This window comes from Gottfriedia luciferensis (assembly GCF_001712755.1).
Classification (GTDB): domain Bacteria; phylum Bacillota; class Bacilli; order Bacillales; family Bacillaceae_G; genus Gottfriedia; species Gottfriedia luciferensis_B.
On record NZ_MDKC01000014.1, the window covers coordinates 29,756 to 48,297 of the forward strand.

General features: G+C 35.0%; 12 protein-coding genes. 2 read left to right on the top strand and 10 right to left on the bottom strand.

What is annotated here, in order from left to right; translation table 11 throughout:
- Window positions 1–760: 760 nt before the first annotated feature.
- Entirely contained in the window at window positions 761–1,645 is an 885-nt protein-coding gene (locus BED47_RS11975; RefSeq protein WP_069033862.1) for an HD-GYP domain-containing protein, read from the bottom strand.
- A 260-nt stretch (window positions 1,646–1,905) separates the two neighbouring features.
- Here BED47_RS11975 and serC point away from each other — a divergent pair, with 260 nt between their 5' ends.
- Both serC and BED47_RS11985 read left to right on the top strand, forming a co-directional pair.
- A complete protein-coding gene (gene serC, locus BED47_RS11980) occupies window positions 1,906–3,000 on the top strand; it encodes a 3-phosphoserine/phosphohydroxythreonine transaminase (protein WP_025568525.1) in 1,095 nt (364 codons plus the stop codon).
- Window positions 2,997–4,157, top strand: coding sequence for a phosphoglycerate dehydrogenase (locus BED47_RS11985; RefSeq protein ID WP_025568524.1), 1,161 nt, complete (start codon window positions 2,997–2,999; stop codon window positions 4,155–4,157). Before serC ends, BED47_RS11985 begins: the two co-directional genes overlap by 4 nt.
- A 221-nt stretch (window positions 4,158–4,378) precedes the next feature.
- Here BED47_RS11985 and BED47_RS11995 read toward each other — a convergent pair whose 3' ends face one another.
- The 9 genes from BED47_RS11995 to BED47_RS12035 form a co-directional block, all read right to left on the bottom strand.
- Entirely contained in the window at window positions 4,379–5,569 is a 1,191-nt protein-coding gene (locus BED47_RS11995; RefSeq protein WP_069033864.1) for an acetyl-CoA C-acetyltransferase, read from the bottom strand.
- 52 nt (window positions 5,570–5,621) lie between these two features.
- Window positions 5,622–7,040, bottom strand: coding sequence for a sigma-54 interaction domain-containing protein (locus BED47_RS12000; protein ID WP_069033865.1), 1,419 nt, complete (start codon window positions 7,038–7,040; stop codon window positions 5,622–5,624).
- Between the two features lie 87 nt (window positions 7,041–7,127).
- Window positions 7,128–7,904 carry a 3-hydroxybutyrate dehydrogenase gene (locus BED47_RS12005; RefSeq protein WP_069033888.1) on the bottom strand — a complete coding sequence of 259 codons (777 nt, stop codon included), beginning with the start codon at window positions 7,902–7,904 and terminating at the stop codon, window positions 7,128–7,130.
- Window positions 7,905–7,934: 30 nt separating this feature from the next.
- Complete coding sequence (locus tag BED47_RS12010; protein WP_069033866.1) at window positions 7,935–8,591, bottom strand: 3-oxoacid CoA-transferase subunit B; 657 nt, start codon at window positions 8,589–8,591, stop codon at window positions 7,935–7,937.
- 12 nt (window positions 8,592–8,603) lie between these two features.
- A complete protein-coding gene (locus BED47_RS12015) occupies window positions 8,604–9,305 on the bottom strand; it encodes a CoA transferase subunit A (RefSeq protein WP_069033867.1) in 702 nt (233 codons plus the stop codon).
- A 42-nt stretch (window positions 9,306–9,347) separates the two neighbouring features.
- Window positions 9,348–10,778 (bottom strand): GntP family permease, encoded by a 1,431-nt coding sequence (locus BED47_RS12020; protein WP_069033868.1) that lies wholly within the window; start codon window positions 10,776–10,778, stop codon window positions 9,348–9,350.
- 375 nt (window positions 10,779–11,153) lie between these two features.
- On the bottom strand, window positions 11,154–12,029 hold the full coding sequence (locus tag BED47_RS12025; protein WP_069033869.1) for an NAD-dependent epimerase/dehydratase family protein: 876 nt from the start codon (window positions 12,027–12,029) through the stop codon (window positions 11,154–11,156).
- 169 nt (window positions 12,030–12,198) lie between these two features.
- Window positions 12,199–17,391, bottom strand: coding sequence for a S8 family serine peptidase (locus BED47_RS12030; protein ID WP_069033870.1), 5,193 nt, complete (start codon window positions 17,389–17,391; stop codon window positions 12,199–12,201).
- Between the two features lie 383 nt (window positions 17,392–17,774).
- The gene (locus BED47_RS12035; protein WP_069033871.1) at window positions 17,775–18,533 is read right to left on the bottom strand and encodes a metallophosphoesterase; all 759 of its coding nucleotides are present in this window, start codon (window positions 18,531–18,533) and stop codon (window positions 17,775–17,777) included.
- Between the last annotated feature and the right edge of the window lie 9 nt (window positions 18,534–18,542).

An 18,542-nucleotide genomic window follows, 5' to 3' on the forward strand; every position in this document is an offset into this window, starting at 1 on the left:
AATATGGTATTGAAATACATATTATTATAGATTTTTGAATAATCATTGTTGTTTTAAAGAAGTTTGTACGTTGATTTCCGCTTCAGGATGCTCGCTTTCCATAGGGCGAGACTTGAGCCTCCTCTGCAAGCCTGTGGGGTCTCAAGCTTCCCGCTTTTCCCATAGGAGTCGAGCACCTTACACTCCAATCTTTTTAACCTTTTTTGTTGATTGATAATACCAATGAAAAACAACATTAATAATACAAGTGGTAAAAATAATTAAAGAGTAGTCTAATTTAATTAGACTACTCTCTTTTATCGGGGTATCTTGTCATTTGCAGTCGTTATGATTAATCTTTTTTATTGATATTAAGCAGATTTTTATCAGATTATTATTCGAATAAGAGGTATATTTGCTAATTCCATTTGAAAGTATCTACTAATGAACATTTCCCAACACATAATACCTTAACTGGTATGGGTAATTTTTTATTTTATTTGCGATTCATTGAAATTTAATTGCTGTTTTGCTAATTTTATTTGCGGTTTTCTAATTTTAATTGCAGTTTTCCTAAATTTAATTGCGATTCTCAGATTTTAATTGCAGTCCCTTCTTTTTTTGTACCTTTTCATCTTTTATTTGCACAAATATTCTCCTTATTTTCAACTCAGCCTTTAATTCGTATGATTCCTTCTATAAATTTTTTCAAATCTATATTGATATACCAAAAAACGAGTGTCCCCATCTTTTGGGACACCCTCCATTTTTATGTATTATTTCATTCTCTTAAATCAAATAAGCTAAGGAAAACATCCGTAATTTCAGGATCAAATTGGATTCCTTTATTCTTTTCAATTCCCTTTAAGCAGTCGTCTAAAGACATCCCCTTACGATATAATCGATTTGAGATCATTGCATCATAGCTATCGGCTATTGCTACAATTCTAGCAGTTAAAGGAATTTGATTACCTTTTAACCCTTCCGGATATCCTTTTCCATCGTATCGTTCATGATGATATAAAACGATATCAAAAATGCCATTTTCATTAAAAATATCAATATGCTTAATAATGTCATATCCAATCACAGGATGTTTTTTAATTGTATTATATTCATCCTCAGTTAATTTCTGGTCCTTCAGTAAAATATGCTCCGGAATTCCAATTTTACCAATATCATGTAATAGCCCCCCTTGATGGATGACTGCACATAGACTTTGAGATAACTTCATTTTCTTTGCAATTTTATAAGCAATATTGGCAACACATTCTGAGTGATGTGCAGTGTAGTTGTCTCTGGAATCTAACGCCTTTGAAAGAGCTAATATTAACTCAATCGATCCTGTTTTGACTTTCTGATATTGTTTCATTAAACCGACTGATATGTACGCGATCAAGTAGTATGTAATTAGATAGCTAATAATGTGCCCTGCCTGGGGAATTAAATAGTATCTAGCAAGCACTATTATTGTAGAAACTAAAATGATAAACCAATGAGGACGGTTATAAAAACCGAGACCAAATATTACAGTATTAAGCATGTACAGAAAGTAAAAACTATCATTTTTTACAGAAGAAATTAGATTGAATAAAACACTAACCACAAAAGAAATGTAAAAAGCATAACGAAAATAAACTGGATTGTTAAACCATTTAGAAATCATTTAAACTCCCTTAAATACAATATAACTATTAATTTTTCCATTATCTTCTAGAACTATGCATATTTATTTATCAATCAAAGTATTAACCAACTTAATTTTTTATTTTTATTCATTTCGATCAATACCATTGCCTTTTCACTAATTAGAATATTAAAATTTTTTGTGAAATTTTTATTATTTTATTTCATCTTTTATTGACCAACGTATATCGGTGGTTTAAAGTAAGAATATTATAAAAATAACAAGTGAGGATGATTATTATGGAACGCGTCTTTAATTTCTCCGCTGGTCCATCTGTCTTGCCTGTTCCAGTATTGGAAAAAGTACAAAAAGAACTAGTTTCTTATGGTACTTCTGGTATGTCAGTTATGGAAATGAGTCATCGTTCGGCTGAGTTTGAAGGAATTATTAAGAAATGTGAAAGCTTATTACGTGAACTTTTAGAAATTCCATCAAATTATAAAGTGTTATTTTTACAAGGTGGAGCATCAACTCAGTTTTCAATGATTCCATTGAACTTATTAAGTAAGTATAAAAAAGCTGCTTATATTAATACAGGAACTTGGTCAAAGAAAGCAATCTCTGAGGCAAAAAAATATGGAGATGTTGATGTGATCGCTTCGTCTGAGGATGAAAATTTTTCATATATTCCTAATTTAGAAGATTTAGCCCTTTTTGAACAATACGATTATTTACATATTACAACGAATAACACGATTGAGGGGACAAAATACTCAACTTACCCTAAAACAAATTCTCCATTAGTTGCAGACTTTTCTTCAAATATTCTTTCTGAACCAATTGATGTGTCTCAATTTGGTTTAATTTATGCTGGTGCTCAAAAAAACATCGGTCCAGCAGGATTAACAATTGTCATTATTAGAGAAGATCTCATTGGAAGTGCAGATAAAAATTGTCCAACAATGCTTGACTACAAAACACATGTAGAAGCTTCTTCACTTTATAATACACCTCCTACATTCAGCATTTATGTAGCGAAGCTAGTTTTAGAATGGATTAAAGAATCAGGTGGATTAAATTCTATTTATCAAACTAATCTTTTAAAAGCTCAATTGTTATATGATTTTATCGATCAATCTGACTTGTTCTCTTCACCAGTTAAGAAAGAGAACAGATCACTTATGAATATTCCATTTACATCAACTTCTGATGAATTAAATAAGCAATTTCTTGCTCAGGCAAATTCAGCTGGCTTGGTGAACCTTGAGGGTCATCGATCAGTTGGGGGAATGCGAGCTAGTATTTATAATGCGATGCCATTAGAAGGCGTTGAGAAATTAGTTCATTTTATGAGTCAATTTGAAAAGAAAATAGTAGAGGAGATTGTAAGATGATAAAAATTCAAACATTGAATAATATTTCTGAGCACGGAATAAAAGAATTTCCTTTGGAAAACTATTCAATTAACAATCAATTAAATGAACCAGATGGAATTCTTTTAAGAAGCCATAGTATGCATGAAATGAACATACCAAACAGTGTTAAAGCAATCGCAAGAGCTGGCGCTGGTGTAAATAATATTCCAATTGATGAATGTACTTCACGAGGAATTGTTGTATTTAATACGCCTGGTGCAAATGCAAATGCAGTTAAAGAACTAGTTTTGACAAGTTTATTTCTTTCTTCACGACGAATTATTGAAGGAATAGAATGGACACGTTCTTTATTTGGTGAAGAAAATGTTTCCAAAATTGTAGAAGCTGGTAAAAAAGAATTTGCAGGAGCAGAGATTGCAGGAAAGAAATTAGGTATTATTGGTTTAGGTGCAATTGGTGCACTTGTAGCAAATGACGCTCTTGCATTAGATATGGAAGTATATGGTTACGATCCTTATATTTCAGTCGAAACTGCATGGCGATTATCTAGGAATGTGCAGAGAATCGATAATTTAGAGCAGATTTTTTCAACATGCGACTATATAACAATCCATGTGCCTTTAACACCTGAAACAAAAGCATTTGTGAATGAAAAACTTTTATCAGGCATGAAAAAGGGATCAAGATTACTTAATTTCTCACGCTCTGAATTAGTAGATGATGCTGCGCTTGAATATGCGCTGAATAATGGGACTGTAGGAGTTTATGTGACAGATTTTCCAAATGAAAAAGTGATTGGCATGAAGAATGTCATTCCAATTCCTCATTTAGGAGCATCAACAGCTGAATCAGAAGAAAACTGTGCTCGAATGGCTGCAAAACAATTAAAAAATTATTTGGAAACAGGTAATATTAAGAACTCTGTTAATTTTCCAAATGTAGAATTACCTTATACAGGCAAAAAACGTATTACGATTGCGCATAAAAACATTCCAAATATGGTCGGTCAAATTACAGGATTACTAGCAAACTATCAAGTAAATATTGCTGATATGCTTAACCGAAGTAAAGGTGCTTTTGCTTATACAATGATTGACCTTGATGAAACGATCAATGGTCCAGTTGAACAGCTGTTAAAAGATATTGAGGGTGTTATTTCAGTAAGAATCATCTAACCTCAGACTGTTGACATACGCTCGCTTTCTTCGTTACTTTGCCTGTTGAGCGGTGCTCATTACCATCTAGGGTAACTCCGCTCCTCACCAGGCTTCGCGCCTCGAAAGACAAGCGCTTGCAATCAGTCTGAAACTCAGATTTTTTGTGTTTTTGTGTTTTTTGTCTACACAATGAAGCGGTAGGTCTCATTACAAGAGTCCTACCGCCTTTTACTTATTTTTTATTCAAAACAATTTTCAATAATTGTCGCAACGCCTTCTCCTCCACCAATACATAGGGTTGCAAGTCCGTACTGTGTCTCGCTTCTCTTCATTTCATGTATCAATGTAACTAGTATTCGAGTTCCACTTGCACCAATTGGATGTCCGAGTGCAATCGAACCTCCATTTACATTGACAATATTTTCATCAAATCCGCATTCCTTCATGACAGAAATCGATTGCACAGCAAATGCTTCGTTTGCTTCAATCAAGCCTATTTCACTTAATTCAATCGATGATTTTTCAAGTGCTTTTTTTGCTGCAAATGCTGCTCCAATTCCCATTATGCTCGGATCAACGCCTGCACTACTATTTGCATTTATTTTTACTAATGGTTTAATACCTAGTTCTCTTGCCTTACTTTCACTCATAATTACAACTGCTGCTGCGCCATCATTTATACCAGAGGCATTTGCTGCTGTAACCGTTCCATTCTTTTCGAAGGCTGGTCTTAGTGCTGAAATTTTCTCTACAGTAGCACCAAATTTTGGATATTCATCATCTTTAAAGATGATTGGGTCCTTCTTCCTTTGTGGAATTTCAATCGCAACAATTTCATCTTCAAATTTACCGGCCTTAATTGCATTCTCAGCTTTTTGTTGGCTATTTACCGCAAACTCATCTTGTTTTTCTCTCGAAACCTCATAACGAACAGCCAAGTTTTCAGCTGTGTTTCCCATGTGATAATCATTAAACGCACACCATAGTCCGTCTGCAATCATACTATCAACAATCTTTTGATCTCCCATTCTATAACCATCTCTTGCACCTTTAAGTAAATAAGGTGATTGACTCATATTTTCCATACCGCCAGCAACGATAATTTCAGCATCTCCTGCTATAATTGCTTGAGTTGCCAAATGGACTGATTTTAATCCAGAACCACAAACCTTATTTATTGTCATTGCTGAGACAGTATTTGGGAGTCCTGCTTTTAATGCTGATTGTCTTGCTGGATTCTGACCTAAACCAGCTTGAAGTACATTCCCCATTATGACTTCATCAACCTGGTTTTCTTGAATACCGGCTCTATTAATCGCTTCTTTAATAACTTTAGCGCCTAATTCTACTGCACTTACATCTTTCAATGTACCACTGAAACTTCCGATTGCAGTTCTAACAGCACTAACAATTACAACGTTCTCACCCATTTTATTTCCCCCTTTTTATTTCATCCTAAATAACCAAATCACATGAAATCTTTTAACTTTTTATGTTATAAGCTTTACATTTTTCATAAAAAGTTGACTTGCTTATTTCTAATAATTTTGCAGCTTCAATTTTATTACCTTGAGATTCAATTAGAGCTCTCTTAATTGCTTCCTTTTCGGTCTCTTCAACCATTTCTTTTAATGATTTTATGGTATTTTGATTGTTTAATTGAGATACATTTTTTTCGAATTCGACTGTATTTTTTTGACTGGTTGGATTTTCATACAAATAAAGAGGTAATTGCTTTGGTGTAATCACTTTGCCATTTAGGACATTTATGCATCTCTCAAGTACGTTTTCTAGTTCTCGAATATTTCCTGGCCAATGATGTGACTTAAGAATTTGTAAAACTTCATTTGAAATTTGAATTCCGTTTCGATGAAATTTCCTTTCGAGTTTTTTTATTAACGAATCTGCTATGAGAGGTAAATCATTTATCCTTGATCTAAGTGGAGGAATGTCTATTTTAATTACATTTAAGCGGTAATACAGATCCTGACGGAATTCTTTTAATACTACCATCTTCTCAAGATTTCGATGCGTAGCTGCAATGACTCTTACATCAATGGAAATAGGAGAACTTCCACCAACTCTTTCAATCTCTCTTTCTTGAAGTACTCTTAGTAATTTACTTTGCATATGCAAGGACATATCACCAATCTCGTCTAGGAATATCGTTCCTCGGTTCGCAAGCTCAAATTTTCCTTTCTTCCCACCTCTTTTTGCACCTGTAAAAGCACCTTCTTCATAACCAAAAAGCTCTGATTCTAGTAAATGCTCTGGAATGGAAGCACAATTTACTCGTACAAATGGAAAATTTCTTCTTGGACTAGCATCGTGAATTGCATGTGCAAACAATTCCTTACCTGTACCAGATTCACCAAAAAGTAAGATTGCAGATGAACTTGCAGATACTTGCTCTGCTAAATTTTTTGTAGCGTTAAAGACTGGCGTATCACCAATTATTTGATTGAAGCTATATTTACTATTTAATTCTTTCTCAAATTTTCTTTTATAATAGTTTAATTCTTCTACTAAAGGTTCTACTTTCTTAGAATACTCAATCCAATCTTGCGCATTTCGGAACATTACCGTTCCGACAGCACCTACTAATTCATCACCCACATAGAGTGGATAACGATTTGCTACCATTTCTGTATTTTTTATTGGATGGATCTCCGCTACCTCTGCCTGACCGGTTTTAGCGACTATATGCATTCTAGAGTTTTCAATAACATCTACTACAGGCATACCAATCACTTCATCAGCAGAACGCCCAACAAACTCACAATACGATTCATTCATATACAAAACTTTTCCTTCACGATTAACGACAACAATCCACTCAGTTGCAAGATTAATAATTTCGGAAATCCAATCAAAAGGAAGACTCTCTAACATACTATTCATTCATACGATACCTCACTTAAAGTAGTAGGGTTCTAGAAAGGATAAGAGCAGGAATCTCCCCCTGCTCAAACAACATTTCCTCTTTTCCTACTGAACTGTATATCCTGCATCTATTACATTCGCTTGACCTGTAACCCCACTAGTAAATTCGCTAGCAAGAAATACTGTATAATTTGCTATTTCTTTTACTGTAAGTAATCTTTTTTGAGGTACTAATGGATAAATTACTTCTTCAATTACACTTTCAATTGGTACATTTCTTGATTTTGCTAAATCAGCCAATTGGTTTTGAACTAAAGGTGTATCAACATAGCCTGGGCAGATTGCATTGACTGTAATACCGTCACTTGCACCTTCTAATGCAGCAACCTTTGTTAAACCAATAACGCCATGCTTCGCAGAATTATAAGCAGCTTTACCAGCGAATCCTATTAATCCATTGATAGAAGCCATATTAATAATGCGACCATATTTTTGCTTTTTCATAATTGGAAATACATGTTTAATACTAATAAAAGGTGCAGTTAACATGACCTTAATAAGTAATTCAAATTTTTCAGTTGGGAAATCTTCAATTGATGAAACGTATTGTAAACCAGCATTGTTTATTAAAATATGTAATTCACCAAATTGATCGATTACTTTACGAAACGTGTCAACTACTTGTTCTTCATTTGTTACATCACAAGCATAACCAATCGCATTAAACCCTAGCTCTTGTAATGAAGTAGCTGACTTTTGAACATTTTCCTCATTTAGGTCGGTTAAGACAACTGTTGCTCCTTGCTCTGCAAAGGTTTTAGCAATTTCAAAACCAATTCCACTACCAGCACCAGTTATCAGTGCAACCTTCTCAGAAAGCATTTGCTGCATTGGTTTGCCTCCTTTTAAAGATTAGTTCACGTTATTTAATAACTTCGGACTAATTGTAAATGTAGCCTCTGTTTTTTCAGTAATTTCTTGAATCGTTGCTCCACCAACGCATTCTACTAAAACCATTCCATTTTCTGTAAAATCAAAAACGGCTAATTCAGTAATCAGTCTATGAACTACGCTTTTTCCAGTTAATGGTAAAGTACATGCTTTTTTAACTTTACTTTCTCCGTATTTATTTGCATGTTCCATCACTACAACGATTTTCTTAGCACCATTTACTAAGTCCATCGCACCGCCCATACCTTTTACCATTTTTCCAGGGATCATCCAGTTAGCTAAATCACCAGTTTCTGAGACTTCCATACCACCTAAAATAGCTAAATCAATATGGCCTCCTCTAATCATCGCAAAAGACTCAGCGCTATCAAAATAAGAAGCTCCTTTAGCCGCAGTTACTGTTTCTTTACCTGCGTTGATTAAGTCAGCATCTAGTTCAGCTTCTTTAGGGTATGGTCCAATACCTAGTAAACCATTTTCGGATTGTAGCATTACTTCAATTCCTTCTGGAAGATAGTTTGCTAATAAAGTAGGTAGTCCAATTCCAAGGTTTACATACATACCATCTTGAATTTCTTTAACCGCAGTTTGAATAATTAATTGACGAATATCTTTCATGTTATTAGCCTCCTATACTCCTGTAGTCATTCTACGTTCAATTCGTTTTTCGTATGTTTCACCGTGGACCACGTGTTGTACATAAATGCTTGACGTATGAATTGCATCAGCATCAAGTTGGCCAACTTCTACTACTTCTTCAACTTCTGCAATTGTGATTTTTCCAGCCATTGCTGCAAGTGGATTAAAGTTACGAGCAGTTTTTCTAAAAATTAGATTCCCTTGCTTATCAGCTTTCCAAGCTTTAACAAATGCAAAGTCCCCTACGATCCCTTCTTCTAATAAATAAGTTCTTCCATTAAATACTTTATGTTCTTTTCCTTCTGCGATTGGTGTACCTACACCAGTTGCTGTGTAGAATCCTGGGATTCCAGCACCGCCTGCACGAATACGTTCAGCTAGAGTCCCCTGAGGAACAAGCTCTACTTCAAGTTCTCCACTTAAGAACTGCTTTTCAAAAATTTTATTTTCTCCAACATATGAAGAAACCATTTTTTTAATTTGTTTATTTGCTAATAAAAGACCAAGACCCCAATCGTCTACTCCACAGTTATTACTTACGATTGTTAAATCCTTTGTCCCTTTATCTCGTAATGCTAAAATCATTTTTTCAGGAATACCGCAAAGACCAAAGCCACCGACAATAATCGTAGCTCCATCATGAATTTGTGAAACAACCTCTTCAACTGAAGTAATTACCTTATTCTTGCCCATTATTTTGCTCCCTTCAAAAGTAAGATTAGTAGTTTAACATTCTTAAACAAGTCCTGTAAGTTTAAATACTGCAATGATTAAGAATACTGCAACTGTTTTAATGATTGTTATTGCAAAAATATCTTTATATGACTGGCGATGTGTTAAACCAGTTACAGCTAATAATGTGATGACTGCACCATTATGAGGCAAAGTATCCATACCACCTGATGCCATCGAAATAACACGATGCATTACTTCAGGCGGAATATTGTATTTATTAATTGCCTCGATGTATTTATCAGACATGGCACTGAGTGCAATACCCATACCACCTGATGCAGAACCTGTAATACCTGCTAAAGTTGTAGTCGTCACAGCTCCATTTACTAATGGATCCGTAAATGTATGAGAGATTCCTTTACTGACCATTCCAAATCCAGGTAAAGCAGAGATTACTCCACCAAAACCATATTCAGCACCAGTATTCATAGAAGCAAGAAGTGCTCCACCAATGCTTGCATTCATACCTGTCTTTAGATTTGTACGCATATTTTTATAGCCATAAATCATCGCTGAAAGGATCCCAATAACTAAAGCACATTCAACTGACCAAATACCAACAACTGCAGGAATTTGAACAACCCCAAAAGCTTCTAGTCCAATTGATTTAAAGTCAAATTCCTTTGGATACCATTTTGGGAATGAAACAACAAAAAATTTATTTGAAAATCCAACAAATAATAGTGGAACAAATGCTAGAATCTGTTTTAAAACTGGTGTAGGAGTATTGGTCGTTAATGTAGGAACTTCTGTTTGAGTTTCATTTGCAGCAGCTAGTTCTCCATTAAATCCTAAATAACCTTCACCTGCTTTTTCTGCTTTTTTACGTCTTGATTCTAAGTACCAAAGACCAACTGCAAGTACAAAAACAGCTGCTAAAATACCTAGAAATGGTGCAGCATAAATATCTGTTTTGAAAAATGTAGTTGGAATAACGTTTTGAATTTGCGGTGTACCTGGCAATGCATCCATCGTAAATGTAAACGCACCAAGTGCAATTGTTCCAGGAATTAGTCGTTTTGGAATATTACCTTCACGGAATAAGTTTGCAGCAAATGGATAAATAGCAAATACAACAACAAACAAGCTTACCCCACTATATGTTAAAATGGCTCCCATTAATACAATCGCTAAAATAGCTCTTTTTGCTCCAACTAATTGAATAATCGTTTTTGCGATTGATTCAGCAATCCCAGACATTTCAACGACTTTACCAAAAATTGCACCAAGTAAAAATACAGGAAAATATAGCTTTATGAAACCAACCATTTTTTCCATAAAAATATTACTAAAAAACGGAAGAATATAACTTGGTTCAGTTAAAAGTACTGCAAATAAAGCACAAATTGGTGCAAATAAAATGACAGAAAACCCACGATAAGCAACAAACATTAAAAGTCCTAATGCTAATAAAATAATTAAGATTTCCATAATAACCTCCTTGTTATCTTTACGTATTGGCCACTTTTTTGATAACGCTTTCATTCGAACTGTTTAACTAGTTCAAATTCCACTATTTACTGTATTTTGCTCCTTTCAACAGAATGTTCTTCTGCTTTTAATACAAGCAAATAGTGTGCCAAGAGTTACTAACGGATTTTATGTGGACTGAATTAAATATATTTAGGACAGAATCTACACGGTAAAATCTTTTTTTATAATTCTAATAATATTAAGTTAATTTATAATTTTCAATATTTTTAATGTATTTTTTTCCGAAATTTCGGAATTTATCTTCAATAAAATTCCGAAAACCTGGAAATTCCAGAAATTCGGAATTTTATTTTTGTACATTTTATGAACTTTTTATAGTGAACAATAATGATGAATTAATTTCGCCATCCATTCATGAACTTCTAAAAATTGAAAACCTTCTTTTTTAGCTTTCTCATTACTCAATGATTGATCGCTATAAGCATCAAATGGCGATTGATGTTCGACTGCACCAAAAGAGTTAATAATGGCCTTTTTTCCAGTTTCCATTTCACAAATGTTTATAATTTCTTGAAATGTAATTTCACCATTAGAACACGCATTAAAAGGACCACTTTTAATCGATTCATTTTCCCCTAACCAAAATAAAAACTCAGCGGTTTCATCAGAATCGATAAAGGTCATCTCTTTGTTTAAATCAGATATAATGATTTCTTCATTTCTTGAAACTTTATCAACATGGAAAAGTAATCTCTTCGTATAATCATCCGGTCCTAATACGATTGGGAATCTAGCCGCAAACACTGGAAAATTTGCTTCTTGATATAAAACAGCCTCACAAAGACGCTTCCCTTCAGCGTATGAATATTCGTTATCTTTATTATACTCAATACGATAGTTGTAAGGATCAAAGTCAGTTTCCACATGATTTAATCCCGTATCATAAACCGCTAAAGATGAAGTAAAAATATATCTTCCAACATGATTAGTTAATAGTTTAATAATTTCCTTCGCTTCATTTGGAGTATAACAAATATTATCATAAACAAGGTCCCATTTATGAGCACTTAAACTAGTTAATGTTTCAGGATTTCGTCGATCGATTATAAATCTATTAACTCGATCTCCAAAGTCATCTTCTGTCAGTCCTCTCGTTGCGATTGAAACATTATAGCCTTTATCGATTAATTTATGAACAAGTCGTTTTCCGAAAAATCTTGTACCACCTAATACTAAAACCTTTTTCATTTTTTAACCTCCAAACAAAAAAATACCCAATATTAATAATTCGCCATAAAACTGCAAAATACCTTTTTTATATACGAATCTTCTTTTATCAAGTTTATTTTTCTAGTAGTCTATTTATGGGATTTGGACGAAAAAAGAGAGCCTCATTCACAGAGGCTCCCCGTTTTTATTATTTGTTTAAAATGACTGTTTCAGTTGCAGCACTCACATTTCCTGCAGCATCTTTTGCAGTTACAGAGATTACCAATCCAATGTAATCGCCATAGTTTTTATGAGGTATGTCTAAACTGAAGTTCCCATTTTGATCAGCTTGTACTTCTGTCACTACATTGTTGAATTTTATAGCAACCGTCGCATTTGCTTCTGTTTTACCTGTAATTTTTTGATCTTTTTTCGTAACTGTATTAATAATTGGTGCGTCTGGTGCTGTACGATCTAATACAACAATCGATGCTTGTTCACTTTGATTTCCAGATGCATCACTTGCACTAACTGTTAATACACTGTCTGCTTTTTGTGGTTTAATTTGAATACTATAGTTCCCACTTGCATCCGTTTTTCCTGTACCTACTACAGTACTATTATTTTTCACAACAATATTGACATTCGTATTTGCTTTACCAGTAATCGTTGTATCATTATCATCAATTACGTCAATAGTTGGTGTTAATAGTAATGTTGTCATCTGAATAACGTTTGAATATCCACTGTTAAGTGTTCCATTCAATCCACCCATTACAACCAATCTAAAACGGTAGTACGTACTATCACTTAATCCTGTCACTTTCGCACTAGTTGAGCTAACTGTGATTGGTGTATCCAGTTTTGCATCTGTCCAAGTAGTTGGCCACGTGATACCATCCGTGCTTGATTGCTGTTGAATTTTCAATCCACCCCAATTGCCGGCAGGATCTACAGCTAACCAATTAAGTGTAACTGAGTTAGCATGTTTCGAATCAACTTTGAACGTATTTACATTACTATAAACCTTAGCCTTATTGAAGATTTCTGTTGCATACAAGTCTTTACCGTCAACTTTCATAACTTCTTTTGGTGAAATCGTTGCATCTGGATTTGTTTTACCGAAGTTAGTCGCGACAAACTGCATGTCCTTACTATCAACAATACCGTCTTTATTTAAATCTTCTATTGGGTAGTTTTCACTATTTTGTTGACCCATTTTATCAGATACTTGCTTCGCATCAAGAACGTCAATTACGCCATCGCCAGTTACATCTCCAGCTGAACCGTATGTTTGAGTTCCTCCGATGTATTTATACTCTCCAATATCATCACCCCATGGTGATTTTTTACCAAGTGTAATAGATTGTATGCTCTTTAAGTGTCCTGGTCCTTCCACAATGAACTTGATTGGATCTTTTGAAAGTGGAATGCCTTTGATATCGATGTAGCCATAACTATCAATTGTACCTGGTATTTTCGTTCCGTCGGGTAGTTGTGCGTACCCTTTAGCGCCAATGCTATCCAACTTCGCTGTGAAGTTATTTTTAAGCCCTTCAAGTTTCACGTACGTTTGCACTTGTGAATGCGTCGGAACGATTTGGAATTGATTTAATCGGCTAAATGCTGTAATCTCTTTTGTTTCATTTGTTCCGTATTGTGTCATGCTAAATTTTGTTGTGTCATCATCTGGTGTCAATTTCGATGCCATAATATCCCACATGTCATCTGTCACTTTGAATGTCACATCTAAAAATGGACTATCGCCATTGAATCCTTTAAAGTCTGATCCACCTGTTAATTGTGCCCCAACATTGATATCTGTAGCGTTTTGTCCGTAAACCGCATCTGGTGTTTTCACTGGTGTATCCACATTAACCTTCACGCCGTTTTGGTCTGCCCACTTTTGGAATGCTGGGTTGACTGTTACGCCTTGTAGCTCAAGATACTTATTGTAGTACATTGATTTAAAAGTACCTGACATCATATCTTTCACGTTGTTTAAGTTTAACGTCATCGTGATTGTATCATTTAAGGTAACTTTTTGTTTGTCATACGTCGGCACCATATATGGTGATCCTTTTTTGATAAACGCGTACTCATGGAAATCATTGATAAGCTCAACGTTATGTGCTGCATCCATTGGCATTAACGTAATTGTAGCTGGTCCATTTTCGATATCGGATTTTTCAATTCCGAATTTTGCATCGCCATTTGCATCAACTGGGAAATCGCCTTCCGGGTAACCGATACTATTGTGATAGTACCATAAAATATTCGCTGACTGCGTTAACCCAAGTGGAGCAAGTTTCGCTGTCCCTTCATCCGATAGGTTTGTGTGCACCCAGAATGCGTTGTACATGTTGCCATTTTGTTTTTCATCGGTAAAATCTTTGTCTTCTAACTCGTACACGCCAGGTGTATGGTCTTTATAGGTTAACTTCGGTAGCGTGTTGTCCACAACGAACAGTTGTGATTTTTCATACGTTTTTGCATACATGTTAGTCGTATCAGTTGTACGCATTTTTAACGTATATTGTCCTTCCGGTAATGCTGCTTTTGTGAACATATTTGTTTTTTCGAGTTTTGGATCTCCAATAAACGGATAATATGTGCTTGGGTCAAAGCCTACAACATAATCAATATCGGTTTGAACACTGCTCACATTTAATGGGGAATCCGTTGTTGCACCGACTGGATTTCCGTCTTTGTCATAAATCACGATCCAGAAATACTTCATTGGACTATTGAATCGGAACTTTATTTGACGACCTGGGTTTCCGTTGAAGTCCGAATAGATTACCGGTTTACGAGTCGGAGCTGCCGGAACATCCATTAGTAAATTGCCAAGTCCTTTTTCTACCGAGCGAACAGCCAATGGCATGCGATAAGTCTCACTTGGGTCGTCATGATTAACAATGTTCAAATAACCTTCGTATCGGCCATATTCCGCCGTATCTGGTAGATTCAAAGTTACTGTAAAGTTCGTTGTTTCACCTGCTTTTACTGTTAATGATGGTGAACTTGTTGTCACAGTAATGCCGTTTTTAGTTGCATCACTAACCGATGCATTTGGTTTAATGAAAGTTGTAGAAATATCAAATGTTTTGTCAGAGTTTCCTCGATTTTTTACTTTCACTGTTCGATTACTCGTATTGACCGCACCATCTTTTTTATACACTGCGCCAAACGTTAATGAACCTTTTTCGTAATTCAAGTTCACACTATTACCGCTACTATCAATGTTTGCAGTTGTGTCCTGTGCTTTAAAACTTACATCACGTTTTACTGCTTTCACGACATTGACTAAACCAGCACCTTGCTCATATACAGAATAATTGCCGTCTAGATTTCCAGCAGTGTTTGTTAACGCTGCTTTCACATCGGCTGGTGTATAATCGGGATGGGCTTGTAAGATTAGTGCAGCAATGCCTGTCACATGTGGCGACGCCATCGATGTACCTGAAATACGAGAATACGCGTTACTATAATCTACTTTATCTGGGCTATGAACGAAATATGGATAAGTTGAGTACACCGATACACCTGGTGCAACAACATCTGGTTTAATGTCATATGTTGCAGCGACTGGTCCTCTTGAACTAAAACTTGCCAAGTGGTTCCCTTCTGTATTTGTTGTACTTACATTCGTAAAGGTGATTGTATTTGTGCTTGCTACATTACGTAAACGTTCACCGTCAGCTTTTGTCATACGGAATGTTGGTATAAAGCCATCATTACTTGCTAAGTAAGCATCAATGTCCCCATCAATATTATTACTCATAATTGCTGCAACCGCGCCTGCTTTCGCTGCGTTCGTAATTTTATCAGCTAACGGGATTGTACCACGTGTAATAAGTGCAACTTTTCCAGTTAAATCGATTGGATTGCCGTTCGCATCTTTAAAATCAGTTGCTTGTGCTAAACCAACATCCACGATTTGATACGTTTTGTTCTCTAAATCTGACACATGATCATTGTATCCTTTTCCAAGTAACTTGAAGTCAGTAAATGTTTCATTTCCAACTTTTGCTGACGCAATTGGAACACTAACTGGGAAATCACTTGCTCCAACTGTAATGGCAAGTGCTGATGCACCTGGTGTACCTAGTGTCCCTTCACCTGGACCAGAGTTTCCTGCTGAAATAACACATGTTACACCTGCAAGGGTTGCGTTATTAATTGCCACAGCTTCAGCTGATAATGGATTATTAACTGGTGCTCCAAGAGATAAGTTGATAACTTTCATACCATCTTGTATTGCTTTATCAATTCCACCTACAATCCCATCTGTATACCCTGTACCGTAAGGACCAAGTACACGATAGTCATACAAGTTCACGCCTGGTGCAACCCCTTGAGCTGGGAATTCTACATTATTTTTCGCTTGAGCAGCAATCGTACCTGATACGTGTGTACCGTGGTACGTGTAATACGGTTCATCACTTTCAGGTTTGCCGGCTTTTACCCAATCATCGATTGTAGTTTCCATAGGATCGGCATCATTATCAACAAAATCCCAACCTTTAACTGTCGTTGGATCGATTTTGCTTGCATCTTCACCACTTTTTGCACGGTAGCCTTTATATACGTCTGTTAAATCTGGGTGATTGTAGTCAACTCCTGTATCGATAACTCCTACATTGATTCCTTTTCCAGTAGTGCCCTCTTTATGCAAATCTTCAATTCCTGGTAATGGAATATAATTTTCTGCTAAATTATTCCCACCTTGTTCACTTTCAGCAGCAGCTTTCAGTTCACTTGGGTCAAGCTTTACTAAGTCATCGTTTAATACACGATTTACTACACCAGAATCAAATAATTTTTCAACTAAGTTACCTGGTAGTGTCATTGCCACCCCGTTTAATGCATGTGTGTATTCACGCGTAATTTGAGCGGTAGCGTCCCCGGTTTGGTCGGATGTTTCGTTAGATACTTCGTTTGGTGAAACAGATAATGCAGATACTGCATTTACTGCATTCGTTTTACTTGCACTATTATTTAACCCTTTTATAAATGACTTGAATGTAGCGTGTGACGAGTTAACTGCGCTAGTTTCTGCGCTTAATGTCGTTTTTTCGCCCTCCACTGCTTTTTGCAGTACACTTATTTTTGCTGGCGCTTGTGTAAATTCGACAATAACCTTAACTGGTTTTGAGCTTGTCGTATCAATTTTTGGCGAAATCTTTACATCACTTTCTGGTGACACGTTCTTTAACGCGGCGATTTGCTCAGCTGTTAAGTCTGGTGTGCTTGTGTTTTGAGCTAGTGAACCCATGACCGTTTTTTCTGTGCTCGCATTTTGTGTAGCTGCTAGTACGTTAAATGGAATCATCGAGCCCACAACCAGCGCACTGATCGTTGTTTTAGCTAAACTCATTTTAAAGTTTCTTTTACTCACCTGTTCTCCCCCATTTTTTTATTTTTTTGACTTTTGACAATTCTCTTTCTTTTTTTTATTTTATCGCTAGTAATCGACATCGTAAATTGGGGTAATTCATCAAATAAACTATCAAAAAAAGAAGAAAATTGATCCTATTTATAGAACTATTTATTAAAAAGCTTTATAAAACGTCATTTTCAGACAATTTTAATTTGGGTGAATTTTGAGTTTTTTAATAAAAAAAAAGAAAGATTAGAAATAATTACTAATAATTATTACAATCCTCTAATTCGACTAAATTTTCATATTATTTATTTGTCGTTCATATTTTTTTACAAAGAAAAATATGAAAAAAGTTCTAATAAAAAAAGAAGATACGAATGTATCTCCTCCTAATGACTTTATATACTCTTAATAACAATATAATGTGTTTCCGGCCTAGCACTTAATCTAAGTGGTATAGTCGTAGTACCATATCCATTACTTATTATTTGAGTTATCCCCTCATACACATGCGTTTTTCCTTTTTCATAAGGACCATATCCAAAAATCCTTATTTGTCCTCCATGTGTATGACCACTTAAAACAAGAGAAACTCCTTGTTCTTTCTTTAGTAACTTTAAGACTCTTGGATTATGACTAACTAAAATCTTAAATACATTTTGTTTAACATCTTGAAAAGCAAGATCAAGATCCACCTTCCCAGTTTTCAAATCATCTACTCCAATCAGTGACCATTCTTTTTGTAAATGATTAACCGTAACAGATGAATTTTTCAATACAACTACTTTCCATTTAGTAAATATATTCTCTAAATCTGTCTTTTCGATTTCGATATCATTATTTCCCCAAACAAAGTAGACTTTCCCAAGACTACTTAGTTTTTGAATATTTTGTTCAATTCTTTTTAGAGGTACTCCTTTTTCTAAAAGATCACCACCAATTATGACAAGATCAACTTGATTAGACATTCTCTTTATAATAGAAGAATGTATTTTTCTTCTATGAATATCTGAAATAAAAAATAGTCTAATTGGCTTTTCAAGAGGAGCATTCGAAAAAGAAAATTCATGTTTTCTTACTATATTTTGATGTGCCTCTATGAACATATAAACTAACAGCAGAAAACCTAGTAATATACAAATGAAAAAATAAATCATATAGCCCTC